Genomic DNA, 16,377 nt, shown 5'->3' with positions numbered 1-16,377 from the left:
AGAAGCGCGCCGCGGGAAGATGCGCATTATTGGCCCCAACTGCCTCGGCGTGATGCGCCCACCGAGCGGCCTTAACGCCACCTTTGCCGGCAAGATGGCGCGTGCGGGCAACGTCGCTTTCGTCAGCCAGAGCGGCGCACTTTGCACGGCCGTCCTGGATTGGAGCCTGCGTGAGAACGTCGGCTTTAGCGCCTTCATCTCCGTCGGCTCAATGCTCGACGTCGGCTGGGGCGATCTCATTGATTACCTTGGTGACGACCCTAAAACTCAAAGCATTGTCATGTACATGGAGACGATTGGCGACGCTCGTGCATTCCTGTCCGCCGCGCGTGAGGTTGCGCTCTCTAAACCGATCATCGTCATCAAGCCGGGACGCACCGAAGGCGCTGCCCGGGCCGCCGCCTCGCACACGGGGTCGCTAACGGGCAGTGACGACGTTCTTGATGCCGCGTTTCGTCGCAGCGGCGTGCTGCGCGTCAACAGCATTGCCGAAGTCTTCTACATGGCCGAGGTGCTGGCGAAACAACCGCGCCCCAAAGGCCCCCGCTTGACGATCCTCACGAACGCCGGTGGACCCGGCGTACTGGCGGTGGACGCCCTACTGACAAACGGTGGTGAACTCGCCGAATTGTCGAAGGAGACGCTGGACGCGCTGAATCAGTTTCTACCACCAGCGTGGAGCCACAATAATCCGATCGATGTCCTGGGCGACGCCGGAGCGGATCGCTATGCCAAAGCCCTCGAAATCGCCGCGAAGGACCCGCAGACGGATGGGCTGCTCGTCATACTTACGCCGCAAGCGATGACCGATGCGACGCAGACGGCGGAACAATTGAAACCGTACGCGAAAACTTTCGGCAAACCAGTGATCGCGAGCTGGATGGGTGGCGAGGATGTCGCTGCGGGCGAAGAGCTTCTCAATCGAGCCGACGTCCCGACGTTCCCGTATCCCGACACGGCCGCGCGCATGTTCGCCTACATGTGGGGTTACACCTATGCTTTGCGCGGGCTGTATGAGACGCCGTCCTTGTCGGGTCAGGAAGATGTCGACGCGCCAGACGTGGCCCGCGCCGCAAAGCTTATCCAAGGCGTCCGCAAATCCGGCCGCTCTCTGCTCACCGAATTTGAGTCGAAGCAACTGCTGGCAGCCTACGGCATTCCCACGGTAGAAACGCGCATCGCCAAGGATGAGATCGAGGCCGTGAAGGTTGCAACCGAAATCGGCTACCCGGTCGTGTTGAAGCTCTACTCGCAAACGATCACTCACAAGACCGACGTTGGCGGTGTGAAGTTGGATCTTATCAACGCCGCGGCGGTGAAGAGAGCGTTTGCCGCGATCAAAAAATCAGTCATCGAAAAGGCCGGAGCGAAACACTTCCTCGGCGTGACCGTGCAAGCGATGATCAAACTCGATGGTTACGAATTGATCCTCGGCAGCAGCCTCGACCCGCAGTTCGGTCCGGTGCTGTTGTTCGGTGCGGGCGGGGAACTCGTTGAAGTTTTCAAAGACCGCGCGCTCGCCCTGCCGCCGTTGAATGTCACGCTCGCGCGCCGCTGGATGGAGCGAACCCGCATCTTCACGGCATTGAAAGGTGTACGCGGGCGTCCGCCGGTAGATCTCGCGACGCTGGAGCAGTTGCTGGTGCGCTTCAGCCAGCTCGTGGTCGAACAGCGCTGGATCAAGGAAATCGACATCAATCCGTTGCTTGCATCGCCCGAGCGGCTGGTCGCGCTCGACGCGCGCGTCGTGTTGCATGAGCCCGGCATCACCGAAGACAGCCTGCCAAAACTTGCGATTCGACCCTATCCAAGACAATACGTCAGCACAGGCAAAACGAAGGACGGCATGCCAATCACCATCCGTCCCATTCGTCCCGAGGACGAGCCGCTGATGGTGGAGTTCCATCATTCTCTATCGGAAGAAAGTGTGTACCTGCGTTATTTCCACATGATCGCGCTCGGTCAGCGCGTCGCCCACGACCGGCTCACGCGCATTTGCTTCAACGACTATGATCGCGAGATTGCGCTGGTGGCGGAGTACGACGATTCGCCGACGAAGAAACGCAACATTCTCGGCGTCGCTCGTTTGAGCCGGGAAACCGGGACGGATGCGGCACAATTCTCCATGCTCATCAGCGACAACTACCAGCGCCGCGGACTGGGCACGGAATTGCTGCGGAAGCTGGTGCGGGTTGGCCGGGAAGAAGGGCTTAAACGCATCACCGCCGAGATTCTTCCCGAGAACCTCGGCATGCAAGCGGTCTGTGAAAAGCTGAAATTCCGTATGAAGCATTCCGCGAGCGAAGGCCTTGTGCGCGCAGAGCTTCGGTTGTCCGCCTCTTGACATTTACCTGGCACAAGTTCAGATTCCCGCCGGCGTAATGAGGCATCGTTTCACAACTGTCGTGGTTTGCCTGCTCTACTTGAGCGTGGCGCTGTTTGTTGGCGAAGTGCACCATCATGAACACGAGCGGTGCCCCGTCGGCGACCACGACGATTGCGCAGCCTGCCAGTGGCAACTCAACGCGGTTACGGACGTTCCGGATATTTTGCCGCTCATTTTCGGCTCTCTTCTGGAAACACCGCTGCAGGTCTTCGATTTCATTTCCTATTCCGCACCTTCGTTTTCCTTCTCCCCCAGTCGTGCCCCTCCTGCCGTCTCGACATAACGTAGAAATTCGGGTCGCGCTCGCAGTCTCTATCAAGAGACGGGTTGTATATCTGTTTACGACCCGGATACCCGGCGCATTCTAGAAAATTCTGCGTCACGGGCGCGACCCTCATCAACCCGAATGGGAGGGTTCCTCCTGCTTCCATTCCAGGCCTATCGGCCTGTCAAATCAGGAGAGGAACTTTATGAACGCAATTGGAATTGGAAATGAAATCAAACTTCAAGTTATGCTTTATCTTTGTTATGGCAGTTCTTTCCGTCCGCATTCGTACACTGATGGCCCAAACCAACGATCCGACAGTCCCATCCACGCCCGTGAATTCAGCAACTTCCACAAATGTAACCACGCTGCCCGTAGTGACAGTCCATGGCAAACTGGACCAGGCACGCAGTCAGATTTCGCCGGACTTGGGCGCGACAGCCTATACGGTTAGCAAGGAACAAATTGAATCGCAGTCGCAAGGGGACAACGCGCCGTTCAATCAAGTGATCCTGCGGGCGCCGGGCGTGGCCCAGGATTCGGAGGCGAGCGGAGATTTGCACGTGCGCGGCGAGCACGCCAACGTGCAATATCGCATTAACGATGTGCTCTTGCCGGAAGGGATCACAGGATTTGGGTTGGAACTCGATCCGCGCTTCGTGGACGGCTTGCGGCTCATCACCGGTGCGCTGCCGGCGCAATACGGCTTCCGCACGGCGGGTGTCGTGGACATCCAGACCAAGAGCGGCGCCTTTGCGAACGGTGGCGAAGTGGAAATGTATGGCGGCAGTTACGACACGTTGCGTCCGAGTTTTGAATATGGCGGTTCGGAGGGAAAAGTGAACTACTTCATTGACGGCAGTTATGATCACAACGGCATCGGCATCGAGAATCCCACGTCGAGCGCGACGCCGATCCACGACACCACCGATCAAGGCAAGTCGTTCGTATACTTGTCTTACGTCCTGGACGATACGAGCCGGATTAGTCTCATCGGCAGCGCGTCTTACAGCGATTTTGAAATTCCCGACACAGCCGGGCTGTCCGTCGGGACCGCGCCTGGGGGGGATCCGTGGAACTCAACGGGCGGACCCTTGGCTTTTGATTCAGCGAAGTTGAATGAAAATCAGAACGAGCAGAATTATTACGGTGTGGTGACGTATCAGAAATCGGCGGGTGATCTGAATTTCCAGGTCTCCGCTTTTGCCCGCGATAGCAGTGTGCATTTCACTCCGGATATGAATGGCAACCCCAACACGAGCGGCGACCTTTTCTTCAACGGCGTGGCCAGCGACGTGAATCGGAAGCTATATTCCGGTGGGCTGCAGGCCGATGCCAGCTATCTCATTAACGATCAACACACCATTCGCTTCGGCTTCACGCTGCTGGACGAAACCGTCTCCGCGGATTCGACCACGACCGTGTTCCCGATGGACAGCACCGACCCCGCCACGTTCAATCCGAACGGACCGGCGTTTCCCATTGTGGACAATCACACACTCCACGGTAAATTTTATGGTGTGTATTTGCAGGACGAATGGAAGATCGTGCCCAAACTGACGCTCAATTACGGCACGCGCTTCGATGTTTTCAATTCATCGTTTGATGACGAGAATCAGATCAGCCCGCGCGCCAACCTCATCTATCAAATCACGGATACGACGACGTTGCACGCGGGATACGCCCGGTATTTCACACCGCCGCCGCTTGAGGCAGTGTCCGGTAGCAGCGTGAATAAATTCGACGGCACATCGAACGAATCCCCGGCCGGCCCCAATGCGCCGGACAGTCCGGTCAAAGCCGAGCGCGCGAATTATTTCGATGCGGGGATCAGCCAGAAATTATTGCCCCCGTTGCAATGGGGCGTTGACGGCTATTACAAGTACGCCCACAACCAACTCGATGACGGATTGTTTGGACAATCGCTCGTTCCTTCCGCGTTCAACTACGCCGTGGGCCGGATTTATGGCGTGGAATTCACCACGTCGTATATTACCAACGGGCTGTCGATGTACGCCAACGTCGCGGTTTCCAGGGCGCAGGGTAAAAACTGGAGTTCGTCGCAGTTTCTGTTCGATCCCGGCGACGCGGCGTACGTGAAAACCCATTGGATTTATCTGGATCACGACCAGACAGTAAGCGGTTCTTTCGGCGCGTCTTACTTTTGGAAGGAATCCATCGGTGGCACGCGGGTCTATGTGGACGCGCTTTATGGCAGTGGATTGCGGACCGACGCGCCCGGCGTTCCCAACGGTGCGACCGTTCCAGCCTACTACTCGGTGAACCTCGGTGTTGAGCAAAGCTTCAACGTCGGCAAGAAACAATCGTTGAAAGCGCGGCTGGACGTCGTGAACGTGACCGATAATGTTTACGAACTGCGCGACGGCAGTGGCGTTGGCGTCAACGCCGCTGCATTCGGTATACGCCGCGGCATCTTCGGCTCGATCGGGTATGCATTCTAAAGAAGCCACGAGAATGAAGTTCGTTGGATCCTGCGCATTGTGCAAAGATTTGACTTTTGCACCGGCTGCCGCCAATGTACTCGTGTTCACATGAAGTACCGCTTCACAACCGTCGTCGTTTTGCTTGTCTACCTCTGCGTATCACTGGTCATTGGTGCTGTGCACCAACATCACACGCAGGACGTCCGCGGGCAAAGGGATTGCGCGGCCTGTGAGTGGCAGCTCAATGCGGTTACGGATGTTCCGACCATCGTGCCGCTCGTTTTCGGCTCTCTCCAGGAAACACCGCTGCAGGTTTTCGAATCCGTATCGTATTCCGCCCGTTCATTCTCGTTCTCTCCCAGTCGTGCGCCACCTACCGCCCCGGCATAGTCTTGTTGTGTTGGTTATCTGAACGGAATTTCCGGCCTGCATTGACGGTTGGAATAACTTATTTTCGATAGCGGAAGACAAACACCATGGAACAATCAACAAGTGCAGTGCTGGCGTTGCGCAATGTGCGCAAACGCTTCCGCGAAGCGGACGGCAATTTACTGGAAGTAATCAGCCTGCGACAATTTGAACTGGGCGCGGGCGAACAGGCGGTGTTGGTGGGTGAGAGCGGCTCGGGCAAGAGCACACTGCTCAACCTGATTGCGGGCATTCTGTTGCCGGACGAGGGCGAGATCGCCGTCAACGGCACTGACCCGACCAAACTCAGTGAGGCCGCGCGCGACCGGTTTCGCGCGGCCAACATCGGGTATGTGTTCCAATCATTTAACCTGCTGCAAGGGTTCACCGCCCTGGAAAACGTGCTGCTGGGTCAGATGTTTGGCAGTGGCGATGGCGGCGCGGACCGCGCGATTCAACTGTTAAAGAGCGTTGGCCTCGAACATCGCCTGCATCATAAACCGCGTGCGATGTCCGTTGGCGAGCAGCAGCGTGTGGCCATTGCCCGCGCCCTGGTCAACGCGCCGTCGCTGGTGCTGGCCGATGAACCCACCGGCAGTCTCGATGCGAAGAACGGTATGTTGGTGTTGGAGTTACTTCGCCGGATCTGTACCGAAGGCAACCACACGCTTCTATTGGTCACGCACGACCCGCAAGTGATGAAGAGTTTCGAAAATGTCGTCCGTTTGGAGGACTTGCGATGAATTTGATGAAAATCGTGATGAAGAACATGCGCCAGCGCGCCTTGGCCACCTGGCTGACCGGCACGTCAGTGGCGCTGGGCGTGGCCCTGGCGGTGGCGATTGTGCTAATCAAGCAGGGCGTACAGCAACGGTTTGAGCAGGGCACACTTGGCTATGAAATGGTCGTGGGCGCCAAGGGTAGCCCGCTGCAGTTGGTGCTCAACACGGTGTACAACCTTGATATTTCGCCCGGGAACATTTCCTGGAAGTTGTTTGAACAGTTGCGCGCCGACCCGCGCGTGAAGCTTGCGGTGCCGTTCTCGGTGGGCGACAACTTTCACGGTTTTCGCATCGTCGGCACCACCGACGCGTTTTTCAAAGAGTTTGAATTTGAACCGGGGCACAGGCCCGAGTTGGCGGCGGGGCGCATCTTCAACTTTTCCGAAGCGGCGTTAAAAGGTGCGTTTCAGGAAGCCGAGCAACGGGCAAAGGAGCGCGAGGCCAAGGAGCGTGGCGAAGAAGTCAAACCGGCACCCGCCCCGGAAGATGCATCGGTCAACCGCCCATTCGAGGCGGTGGTTGGCGCGACGGTCGCCAGTGAAACGGGTTTGCAAATCGGCCAGACGTTCATCGCCGCGCACGGTGTGCAGCCGTCGGCGGAAGCCAAGGAGCACACCGAGAATCCGTGGACGGTTGTCGGTATTCTCGCGCCTACGCGTACCGCCGCCGACCGGGCGATCTATATCAACCTTGATAGTTTTTATCACATCGAAGGACACGAGATCCGGCAGCCAACCGCCCCGGCGAAGGCGGAGGAAAAAGATAACGATCCGGATCCGGGCCAGGTTTCGTCGATTGTGCTGAAGTTACGCAGCCCGATCCATGCGTTGACGTTGTACCGCGAGATCAACGACCGCGAGGACGCGATGGCGGCATTCCCGGCGGCCGAGATTCGCAAGTTGTTTGATATCGTTGGCAATATTGATCGTTTGCTCCTTGCTCAAGCAATCCTGGTTTTAATCGTCGCGGGCGTGGCCATTGCCGTATCGATCTACAATTCGATGAGCGAACGGCGTCGCGAGATCGCCATTCTGCGCGCGCTGGGTGCGCGCCGGGCCACGATTTTCTCCATTGTACTGCTGGAGGCCATGACCATTTGCGTGGTCGGCGCGGCGGCCGGCCTGCTTGGCGGGCATTTGGTCGTGGCGGCGGCAAACGGGGCGCTTTACCGGGCGTCAGGATTTGTTATTCCGGCATTTCACATGCAGGCGTTGGAATGGTATATTCTCACAGTAGCCGTTATATTAGGAGCCGTCAGCGGGCTCGGGCCGGCATGGGGCGCCTATCGCACCGATGTTGCCAAGAACCTTGCACCGACTAGTTAGGAACGATTGTCCATGGGCATTGGAATTAAGAAACAACAGATGAAGTCCTTCGGCATGGGGGCAGCGGTGATCGGTTTGCTGCTGTTGCCGGGGCTGGCCAGCATGGTTCAACAACAGCTTCTGCAGAGGAAGCAAGCGAAGCTGGAGGTGGCGAACGGTGCGCCGGCTGCCGCGGACACTGACCCACGGTATAAAAAGCTGGAGTTTGACACGTTGAAAAGCTGGACGTACGTGGAAGGCAAGACGCCGATTCCGGCTTTTATTAAGGCACTGGACAAGAAGGACGTGGAGATGGTCGGCTTCATGATGCCATTGACCGAGGTCAAGAACATCACGCAATTCCTCCTTGTGCCCTCGCTGTGGGGCTGCTGCTACGGTCAGCCGCCCGCCGTGAATCACATCGTCGTAGTGAAGATGCCCCCGGGTCAGACCACGAAATTCTACGACGACGTCATCCGGATTCGCGGACAATTCAATGTGGGGGAGACCAAACAGGACGGTTATCTGGTCAGTCTCTACGTACTTACCGCGGAAAAAATCGACGCCCGATGAACGCGGAAACTCCAACCGTCTACAAACCGCACATGGGAAGTGAGCGCATTTCCCTGAAGCCGGTTGCTTCCCCTGATTCGCCACGGCCCCACACTCATGCGAAACTGGATCGCCTGGGAATCTGGTTGTCAGCGACCTGTGCCGTACATTGCATGGTCATGCCTATCGTGCTGATTTTCTTTCCCGTATTGTCGTGGATCCATTGGAGTCGAATCATGGATGCGCTCGTGCTGGGTGTGGCGGCGGTATTTGGCCTGGGCGGTTGCCTGCTGAGCTTGCGGCATCATCGGGATGCCATGCCTCTCTGTCTGGTGTTGGCCGGTTTGGTCATGAATGCCACCGGCCGGTTTGCTGCGTTTCAACTTGGCCCATTTGTCGCGCAGACACTGGTCATTGCCGGGCCGTTGCTCATGGCCTATGCCCTGTGGAAAGACCGACGGCTCTGCCAATGCACCGGCCACACGCACTGATTGTCTCGGTCTTCGCCTGCGCCGCTCTCGGATCCTCCACGGACTCACAAGTTGTTCCCCAACATCGCCTGTCTGGTGGCCAATATGTCGCCATCCGTCAATTGGCATCGGTCTATGAATTGGGGCACGACCGCAGCCAGAATGTGAGCCGCGCCGACTACCGAACCGGCAGCGCCGAACTCGCGGTCGAAGCGGACCATCGCGATATTCATCTGAATGGGATCATCCATTGGCTAAGCGCACCGGTTCTCGCGCAACGAGGGGCTCTTTGGATTCGCGCCGACGATGTAAGTAAGACCATCGCTCCCGTTCTCCGTCCGCCGTCCTTAGCCACGAAAACGTCGATACGCACGATCATCCTGGATCCTGGTCACGGCGGCGCGGACACCGGTGCACGTGGTTTGAGCGGGCATGTGGAAAAGGAATGGACGCTGGATGTTGCCCGTCACGTCGCCAGCCGCCTGGCCGATGCCGGCGTGCGGGTGCTGTTGACGCGGGAGACGGACAGCACTACGCCGTTGGAGGGGCGTCCAGCCTTTTGCCTGGCACACGGTGGTGATGTTTTTGTGAGTATCCACTTCAATTCTGGTGGCCCGACAGCGAACGGGATCGAAACGTATTGCCTCACGCCCGCCGGTAGCGCCTCCACGGACGATGCCAACGCGCGTCGCCGCAACGACGCGCAAACCGGCAATCGTTGGGATGAACGGAATGTTTGGCTCGCGCATTGTGTGCACGCCGCAGCGCTCAGCGCCACCGGCGCGGCCGACCGTGGGGTGCGGCGGGCGCGGTTTGAGGTGTTGCGAGATGCCAATTGTCCCGCGATCCTGATTGAGGGCGGTTTTTTGACGAACCAGATCGATGAACAACAGGTGATGAATCCCGAGTACCGTAGTCGCCTTGCAGAAGCCATCGCCAAGGGAATCCTGGCTTACAAGCGTGGTCTGGAAACGTCTTCTCACCGCGCTGATTAACTGGTTTCGCAGTAAGCATTCCCGTCCTATAATCGCGCCGTGAAGATCATCGTGGCGCTCGACAAGTTCAAAGGCAGCCTTACCGCGCCCCGCGCCTGTGACATTGTGCGCGATGCGTTGCTCTCCGTGCGGCCCGAATGGCACGTCGTAACGAAACCGATGGCCGATGGCGGAGACGGGACGGACGAAGTTCTCCTGGCAACACTCGGGGGTGAATGGATCTCCCTGCCAGTCATGGGACCACTTCCCAGGATGTCTTGTACTGCCCGGTATGCCTGGTTGCCAAAGGAAGCGATGGCCGTCATTGCGATGGCAAACGCAAGTGGCTTGATCCTCCTAAAGTCCGAGCAACACAACCCTTTGGTCACAACCACCTACGGAACCGGCGAGTTGATTCGTGCCGCGACTGAACGCGGCGCGAAACATATCTGGCTGGCAGTTGGCGGCAGCGCCACCGTGGATGGCGGAGTGGGTGCAGCGATGGCATTTGGCTGGCGATTCCTGGATGCGCAGGGGACATCTGTCGGCTTCGGTGGCGGTGAGTTGGAACGGATTGCGCGGATCGAACGTCCGAGTAAATTGCTGGTTCCGGTAGTGGAAGTTCTCTGCGACGTGGACAATCCACTCTGCGGCGAGCACGGCGCCGCTCGCGTGTTTGGTCCACAAAAAGGCGCGACACCGGCAATGGTCGAGCGACTCGACGCCGGGTTGCAACACTTGGGGAGAGTGGCGCAGGAACAACTGGGCAAAGACATCGTAACCATCCCCGGCGCGGGTGCGGCCGGTGGGCTGGCCGGGGGCGCATTGGCATTTATGGACGCGCGTCTCACGCAGGGCGTCGAGACAGTCATTCACGCGAATGGAATGGACGTGGAACTTGCCGACGCTGATTGGGTTATTACAGGTGAAGGTCGATTCGATGGCCAATCATTACGCGGCAAAGTCGTGTCCGGTGTCGCCAAACTAGCGGCGAAACATGGAGCGAAGGTTGGAGTGCTGGCTGGCAGCGTGCATGTTCTCGAGGAGATTTACCAGCGCGAGGGAATCGAGGTGGCTCTGTCGACGATGAAACGGGGAATGGAACTGGATGAGGCGCTGGAGAGAGCCGAAGAACTTCTCGCTTCGGCGGCACGAGAATTGGCCGCGCGAATCGTGGATTAAGAAACTTCCTGCAACACCCAGTGATTCGGTCGCACTTCGCGTCGATCGAGTTTTTTCTCCTGAAGCAAAGCGCGGGCTTGTTCTGGTGTCGTGCCTTCGGGTGGCCAGATGATCCGCTGGTGTCTTCTTGATGGGTCGACTGTCGGGACAGCCGATAGCAGGGCCTGCGTGTAGGGATGGACGGGGTGAGTATAAATCTCGTCAGCGCTGGCTTCCTCCACGAGTTTGCCGTAGTACATGACGAGAACGCGATCACTAATGTGTTCGACCACTGCCAGATCGTGGGCGATGAACAGGTAGGTGAGCTTGAGCTTTTCCTGAAGTTCCTGGAGCAGGTTGATAATCTGTGCCTGCACACTGACGTCCAGCGCGCTGACCGGTTCATCACATACGATGAATTTTGGTTCCACGGCGAGTGCACGCGCGATGCCGATGCGTTGCCGCTGGCCGCCGCTGAATTCGTGCGGGTAGCGCCTGGCATGCTCCGGAGAAAGTCCCACTGCGCGCAACAACTCTGCCACGCGTTCGCGCTCGGCCTTTTTATTGGTACACAGTTTGTGAATGCGCAGCGGCTCGGCAATAATGGTTCCGACGGTCATACGCGGATTGAGTGAACCGTATGGGTCCTGGAAAATCATCTGCGCTTTGCGACGGAAAGGCTTCGTGTCGGCGCCGTTGAGTTTGGTAATGTCACTTCCATCGAACCAAATCTCGCCCGCTGTGGGTTCGATCAATCGTAGAATCGTTCTTCCAAGCGTGGTTTTACCGCAACCACTTTCCCCGACTAGCCCCACCGTCTCACCCTCGTTGATCGCGAAGCTGACGCCGTCGACAGCGCGCACCCAGCCAATGGGTCGCTGCAAGACCCCTGCGCGGATGGGGAAATGTGTTTTGAGACCTTTGATTTCGACAAGGCTCATCGAATTGTCCTCTTCAACTCCGGTTTATCCCAGTAGGGACAGCGTACGCGGCGCGCGCTGCCATCGGCTTCGACGAGTTGCGGCTCGGGGTCGCGCGTGCAGTCATCTTGCGCGCGGTCACAACGCGCTTGGAACTTGCAGCCCGCCGGCAGCCGTGTGGCGTCCGGCACGGAGCCGGGAATCGAATGGAGCCGATCCCTATGCGCACCGAGTTGAGGTATCGAGCGCATCAACGCTACCGTGTATGGATGCAGCGGTTTTTGCAGGAGCGTGGCCGCCGGCGCTTGCTCGACGATGCGACCCGCATACATGACGGCGACGTTGTCGGCGAGGTCGCCAACGATGCCGAGGTTGTGCGTGATCAGCAGGATGCTCATGCCAATCTTCTTCTTAAGATCTTTCAACAGGTCAAGAATCTGCGCCTGGATGGTGACATCCAGCGCCGTGGTTGGTTCGTCGGCGACCAGTAACGCGGGATTGCAGGCGAGCGCCATCGCGATCATCACGCGTTGTTGCATGCCGCCGCTGAGTTGGTGCGGATAATCCCGCATGCGCCGCTCGGGGTCGGAGATGTTGACGAGTTTGAGGAGGCGGGCGACTTCCGCGTCGGTCGCATCCTTCCGGCGATGCAACTGGAGCACTTCCTTGATTTGATAGCCGATGCGAAAAACGGGATTCAACGATGTTGCTGGTTCCTGGAAAACGTAGGAAATCTTCGCGCCGCGAATCGAGCGCAACCGCTCCTTGTCCATCTTCAGGACGTCCTCGCCTTCGAAGAGGATTTCCCCGCCCTTATAAACACCCGGCGGCGTGGCCACGAGCTTAGCCAACGAAAGCGCCGTGACGCTCTTGCCGCAGCCGCTCTCGCCGACCAACGCGAGTGTCTCGCCACGCTTGATCGTGAAGCTCACCCCATCGACAGCGTGAACTTCACCTTCGTCGGTGAAGAAGCTGATCTGCAAATTCTGGACGTCCAGTATCGCGCTCATGCAGCACCAGCTTCTGCGGTTCGGAGTTTCGGGTCAAGCGCGTCGCGCAGGGCGTCGCCAAACAGGTTCAAGGCCAGGACGAGAAAGAACATCGCCGCCGTCGCACCAGCCAGTTCCCACCAATTGCCGAGCCACAGGCGTTGCTTGGCGTCATTGATGATCGCGCCCCAGCTTGGCTCATTGGCAATGCCGACGCCGAGGTAGCTCAGCACGGCTTCCGTCAGGATCAACCCCGGAAAACGCAGGGAGAAATTGATGATGATCAAATGTGAAACATTCGGCGCGATATGGCGGAACATGATGGCCATGTTGCTCGCGCCCAGTGATCGCGCGGCGAGAACGTACTGGCGTTCGCGGTGTTTGAGGTATTCAGCGCGGATAATTCGGCACAGACCGACCCAGCCAGTAAAGCCCAGGCCAACACATACGGCGAGTAGTCCGCTGTCGATATACCGCGTGACGGTTTGCATGGAAGGGCTGCGCTCCACAACGCCGCGCACCACGTACGAGATTGCCGTGATGAGGAGGATATCCGGTACGCTGCCGACCACGCTGAACAAATAGACGATCGCGGTGTCGATGGTCCTCCCGAAATAACCCGCCAACGCACCAAGGAAAAAGCCGAGAGGGATGACAATGACCGACGTGAGGACCGCAATCTCGAACGCGATGCGCGTGCCTTGCACGACCTGCACAAAGTTGTCGCGACCGGCATAATTGGTGCCCAACCAATGAGCCGTACTCGGCGGCTGGTTCCGGATCGCATAGTTGGAAACCCGGTAGGCCGGCGTCACGTCGCGCAACCGGGCGAACCAGAACGTGCCTTCGGCGTACAGCCAGACACCGGTGTACACGATCAGGATGGCAAGGCAGGCCATTGCGAGTCGGTTGCGGCGCAATTGCTGCCACGCGATCATCCACAAGCTTTCTGGTCTGTTGGCTCGGGTGTTCATGTTATTTCAATCGGATACGAGGATCTGCCCATGTATACGCGATGTCCGTGACCGTATTGGCCAGGACGAACAGTACGGCCCCAATGAATGTCTCGGCAAAAATGATGTCTTCATCACCATTGGAGATGGAAGTGACGAGTAATCGACCCAGGCCGGGGATTCCGAAGAAGCTTTCGAGCAACAGCGCGCCGGTATACAGGAACGGGAGTGCAACGATCACATTGGTCAGAATTGGGATTAGCGCGTTGCGCAACACGTGATGGAACAAGACCCGTGGAGGCGATACGCCCTTCGCGCGCGCGGTACGGACGTAATCCTGGTAGATTTCGTCGAGCATGACCGTCCGGTAGAACCGCACGCCACCGCCCACGCCGGCGACAACCCCGATAAGCACCGGCAGCACCAGATATTGCGGTCCTTCGAAGCCCCAGACGGGAAAAACCCGCCATTCGCTGGCCAGCCAATACTGCGCGATCATGATATACACAATCTCGCTGATGCTCATCGCCATAACCGCTCCGACCACCAGCGAGCGGTCGATCCACGTTCCGCGAAAATAGGCCGCCAACAGTGCCAGTCCCACCGCCAGGCATAAATCCACTATGAATAGCGGTGTTGTTACGCACAGCGATGGGAGGATCCCCGCGCGCAGCAACTCGCTGACGCGCATCTTATTGGTAATCGACTCGCCGAAGTCGCCCCGCAAAATACTGCGGACAAGACGGGGAAATTGTGCGTGGAACAGTTGCCGGGGGAAATCTTTGAAGTTTAGAAAATACGGCTGGTCATAACCGCGGTCATGGGTAATCTGCGCGATTTTTGCGGGTGTCGCGTTTTTGCCCGCGATTCGATACGCCGGATTGCCGCCGATGACGCGAAACAATAGAAACGTCACAAAAAGCACGCCCAATGAAATCGGCACCACGGAAATCAGGCGGCGAAAGATGTAGGCAGCCATGGTGTCAGTGTGGCAGTACCTTGTAGAACTTTGCGTTTGGATACGGGAAGGCGTGCGGCTTGTAGTTTTGGAACCACGGTTGGAACAACCCATACGCCAGCGAATACGTCATCAATGCCCACGGGCAGTCTGCGATGGCAATATTCGACATTTTTTCATAGAGCGCGGACCGTTCGGGCGAGTCTTGCATCGTCAGAACCTTTTCGTAAAGCCGGTCAAATTCGTCATTTTGATAATCGCAGAAGTTCACGCCGGGAGTTTTGTTCGGGCCGTACAACAATTGGAGAAAATTCTGGCCGTCGGGATAGTCAGCGATCCAACCGGCATAAATGACCTGCATCTCGCCGTCATGCTCGCGGCGCAGGTACTCGGCAAAGCTCAACTGCTGCGAGAGGAGTTCTATGCCGATGGCGTGCAATTGCTCCACTAAGAACTCTCCCTGCTGCCGCGCCTCCGTACTGCCCGCACCGGAGCTGATCATCGTCAGGCGCAAGGGGTTTCCGTTGGCGTCACGTCCATCGGGATATCCTGCTTCGGCGAGTAATTGCTTTGCGCGGGCACGATTGAACCGATAGGGATACGGAGTTTCTGTATGGCCAGCGAGTCCGGCCGGTAAGATGGTATTCGCCGGGGTTTCTCGATTGTTGTGAATGACCGTGCAGTATTGATCCACGTCAATGGCCAGCGCGAACGCCTGACGAATCTTTTTATGCTTTTCGTTGATAACCGGGTCGGGTGACGCGCCAATGAGCGGGTCCTTCATGTTAAATGCGATATACCACAAGGACATCTCCGGCGTTTTGTAGAGACGTACGCCGCGTTTCTTCAACGCGTCAGACAATTCGAGCTGGGGGTTGATGACCTTCTCGAAGTAATCCTTGCTGATGCCGGTCGAGGCGATCTGCCCACCAAGAAACATCTGCCAGATTGTGTAAAACTCCTGGATTTCATAATCGACCACTCGATCCGTCAGGGGTAATGGCTTGCCGGCATCCTCGAGCAATCCCGCTTCGCGGTCGGCGGGTTCGCCAGTGGTCGGGTACGACTGGCCGTTGAACGATGGGTTGCGGACGAACTCAACGCGATAATTGAACCGCCAATCCTTCAGTACGTACGGGCCCGTGCCGACCGGATGGCTCCGGAATTCTCTGCCGTAATGTTCGACCGCTTCATGCGGAATCACGAACGCGTAGGGCATCGTCAACACCCAGATCAATTGCGGATATGGCTGCCGCAATTTGATCTGTAACGTGTACCGGTCCGCCGCGACAAAGCCAGGTATCTTTGCTGTTGGATCGCCTTTCGCGACCCACTCTTTCGCGCCGGCCACGTGATTGACAAAAATCCAATCGCCGGTCGATTCCACCTTCGGATCAAGCACACGGGTAAACGAGTACACGAAGTCGACGGCTGTTACTTCCCGTCCCTTGCGGCCCGGGAAGCAGGGATCGTCACTGAAGTGGACACCCTTCTTGATGTGGAATGTATACGTGAGCCCGTCTGCGGAAACTTCCGGCATGGCCTCAGCCAGGCGCGGCTCCGCACGGTATGGCCGGTCGAGATAGGCGTACTCCAACAGCCCCTCATACACGCGACTGACCATGGCCGCGGAAATCACGTCACCGGAATCCGCGGGATCAAACCCCTTGAAATCCGCCCCGACAGAATACAGTACGTCATTGCGAAGCTGAGCAGCCCGCGCAAAGAACCCGACCAACATCACGGCGACAACAACTGTTGTTAGTAACCGTGAAGTCGCCGAGGGCGGGCGCATCGTGAAGCGTTAAGAA

At 57.9% G+C, this 16,377-nt stretch carries 14 protein-coding genes; 9 read left to right on the top strand and 5 right to left on the bottom strand.

The window, feature by feature from the left end:
* The 9 genes from VNL17_10140 to VNL17_10100 form a co-directional block, all read left to right on the top strand.
* A partial coding sequence (locus tag VNL17_10140; protein HXI84435.1) for a bifunctional acetate--CoA ligase family protein/GNAT family N-acetyltransferase occupies window positions 1–2,344 on the top strand: 2,344 nt, incomplete at its 5' end.
* A gap of 37 nt (window positions 2,345–2,381) precedes the next feature.
* Window positions 2,382–2,669, top strand: coding sequence for a hypothetical protein (locus tag VNL17_10135; GenBank protein ID HXI84434.1), 288 nt, complete (start codon window positions 2,382–2,384; stop codon window positions 2,667–2,669).
* Window positions 2,670–2,878: 209 nt separating this feature from the next.
* On the top strand, window positions 2,879–5,113 hold the full coding sequence (locus VNL17_10130) for a TonB-dependent receptor (GenBank protein ID HXI84433.1): 2,235 nt from the start codon (window positions 2,879–2,881) through the stop codon (window positions 5,111–5,113).
* Window positions 5,114–5,571: 458 nt separating this feature from the next.
* Window positions 5,572–6,246 (top strand): ABC transporter ATP-binding protein, encoded by a 675-nt coding sequence (locus VNL17_10125; GenBank protein HXI84432.1) that lies wholly within the window; start codon window positions 5,572–5,574, stop codon window positions 6,244–6,246.
* Window positions 6,243–7,610, top strand: a complete 1,368-nt coding sequence (locus VNL17_10120) for an FtsX-like permease family protein (GenBank protein ID HXI84431.1) — start codon at window positions 6,243–6,245, stop codon at window positions 7,608–7,610. Before VNL17_10125 ends, VNL17_10120 begins: the two co-directional genes overlap by 4 nt.
* Before the next feature lie 12 nt (window positions 7,611–7,622).
* The gene (locus VNL17_10115; GenBank protein ID HXI84430.1) at window positions 7,623–8,162 is read left to right on the top strand and encodes a DUF3299 domain-containing protein; all 540 of its coding nucleotides are present in this window, start codon (window positions 7,623–7,625) and stop codon (window positions 8,160–8,162) included.
* Window positions 8,159–8,632 (top strand): MerC domain-containing protein, encoded by a 474-nt coding sequence (locus VNL17_10110; GenBank protein ID HXI84429.1) that lies wholly within the window; start codon window positions 8,159–8,161, stop codon window positions 8,630–8,632. The genes VNL17_10115 and VNL17_10110 overlap by 4 nt, the downstream gene beginning before the upstream one ends.
* Window positions 8,611–9,606, top strand: a complete 996-nt coding sequence (locus VNL17_10105) for an N-acetylmuramoyl-L-alanine amidase (protein ID HXI84428.1) — start codon at window positions 8,611–8,613, stop codon at window positions 9,604–9,606. The genes VNL17_10110 and VNL17_10105 overlap by 22 nt, the downstream gene beginning before the upstream one ends.
* 39 nt (window positions 9,607–9,645) lie before the next feature.
* Complete coding sequence (locus VNL17_10100; protein ID HXI84427.1) at window positions 9,646–10,767, top strand: glycerate kinase; 1,122 nt, start codon at window positions 9,646–9,648, stop codon at window positions 10,765–10,767.
* Here the strand turns inward: VNL17_10100 and VNL17_10095 are convergent.
* From VNL17_10095 to VNL17_10075, 5 genes are read right to left on the bottom strand one after another with little or no spacing between them, the layout of a single operon-like run.
* Window positions 10,764–11,687, bottom strand: coding sequence for an ATP-binding cassette domain-containing protein (locus VNL17_10095; protein HXI84426.1), 924 nt, complete (start codon window positions 11,685–11,687; stop codon window positions 10,764–10,766). The genes VNL17_10100 and VNL17_10095 overlap by 4 nt on opposite strands.
* Window positions 11,684–12,676, bottom strand: coding sequence for an ABC transporter ATP-binding protein (locus tag VNL17_10090; GenBank protein HXI84425.1), 993 nt, complete (start codon window positions 12,674–12,676; stop codon window positions 11,684–11,686). The genes VNL17_10095 and VNL17_10090 overlap by 4 nt, the downstream gene beginning before the upstream one ends.
* Entirely contained in the window at window positions 12,673–13,629 is a 957-nt protein-coding gene (locus tag VNL17_10085) for an ABC transporter permease (protein ID HXI84424.1), read from the bottom strand. Before VNL17_10085 ends, VNL17_10090 begins: the two co-directional genes overlap by 4 nt.
* A 1-nt stretch (window position 13,630) precedes the next feature.
* On the bottom strand, window positions 13,631–14,587 hold the full coding sequence (locus tag VNL17_10080) for an ABC transporter permease (GenBank protein ID HXI84423.1): 957 nt from the start codon (window positions 14,585–14,587) through the stop codon (window positions 13,631–13,633).
* A gap of 4 nt (window positions 14,588–14,591) precedes the next feature.
* Window positions 14,592–16,361, bottom strand: coding sequence for an ABC transporter substrate-binding protein (locus VNL17_10075; GenBank protein ID HXI84422.1), 1,770 nt, complete (start codon window positions 16,359–16,361; stop codon window positions 14,592–14,594).
* Between the last annotated feature and the right edge of the window lie 16 nt (window positions 16,362–16,377).

It is taken from the genome of Verrucomicrobiia bacterium (assembly GCA_035577545.1).
Classification (GTDB): Bacteria; Verrucomicrobiota; Verrucomicrobiia; order Palsa-1439; family Palsa-1439; genus Palsa-1439.
This window is presented reverse-complemented; position numbering and strand designations above follow the sequence as displayed.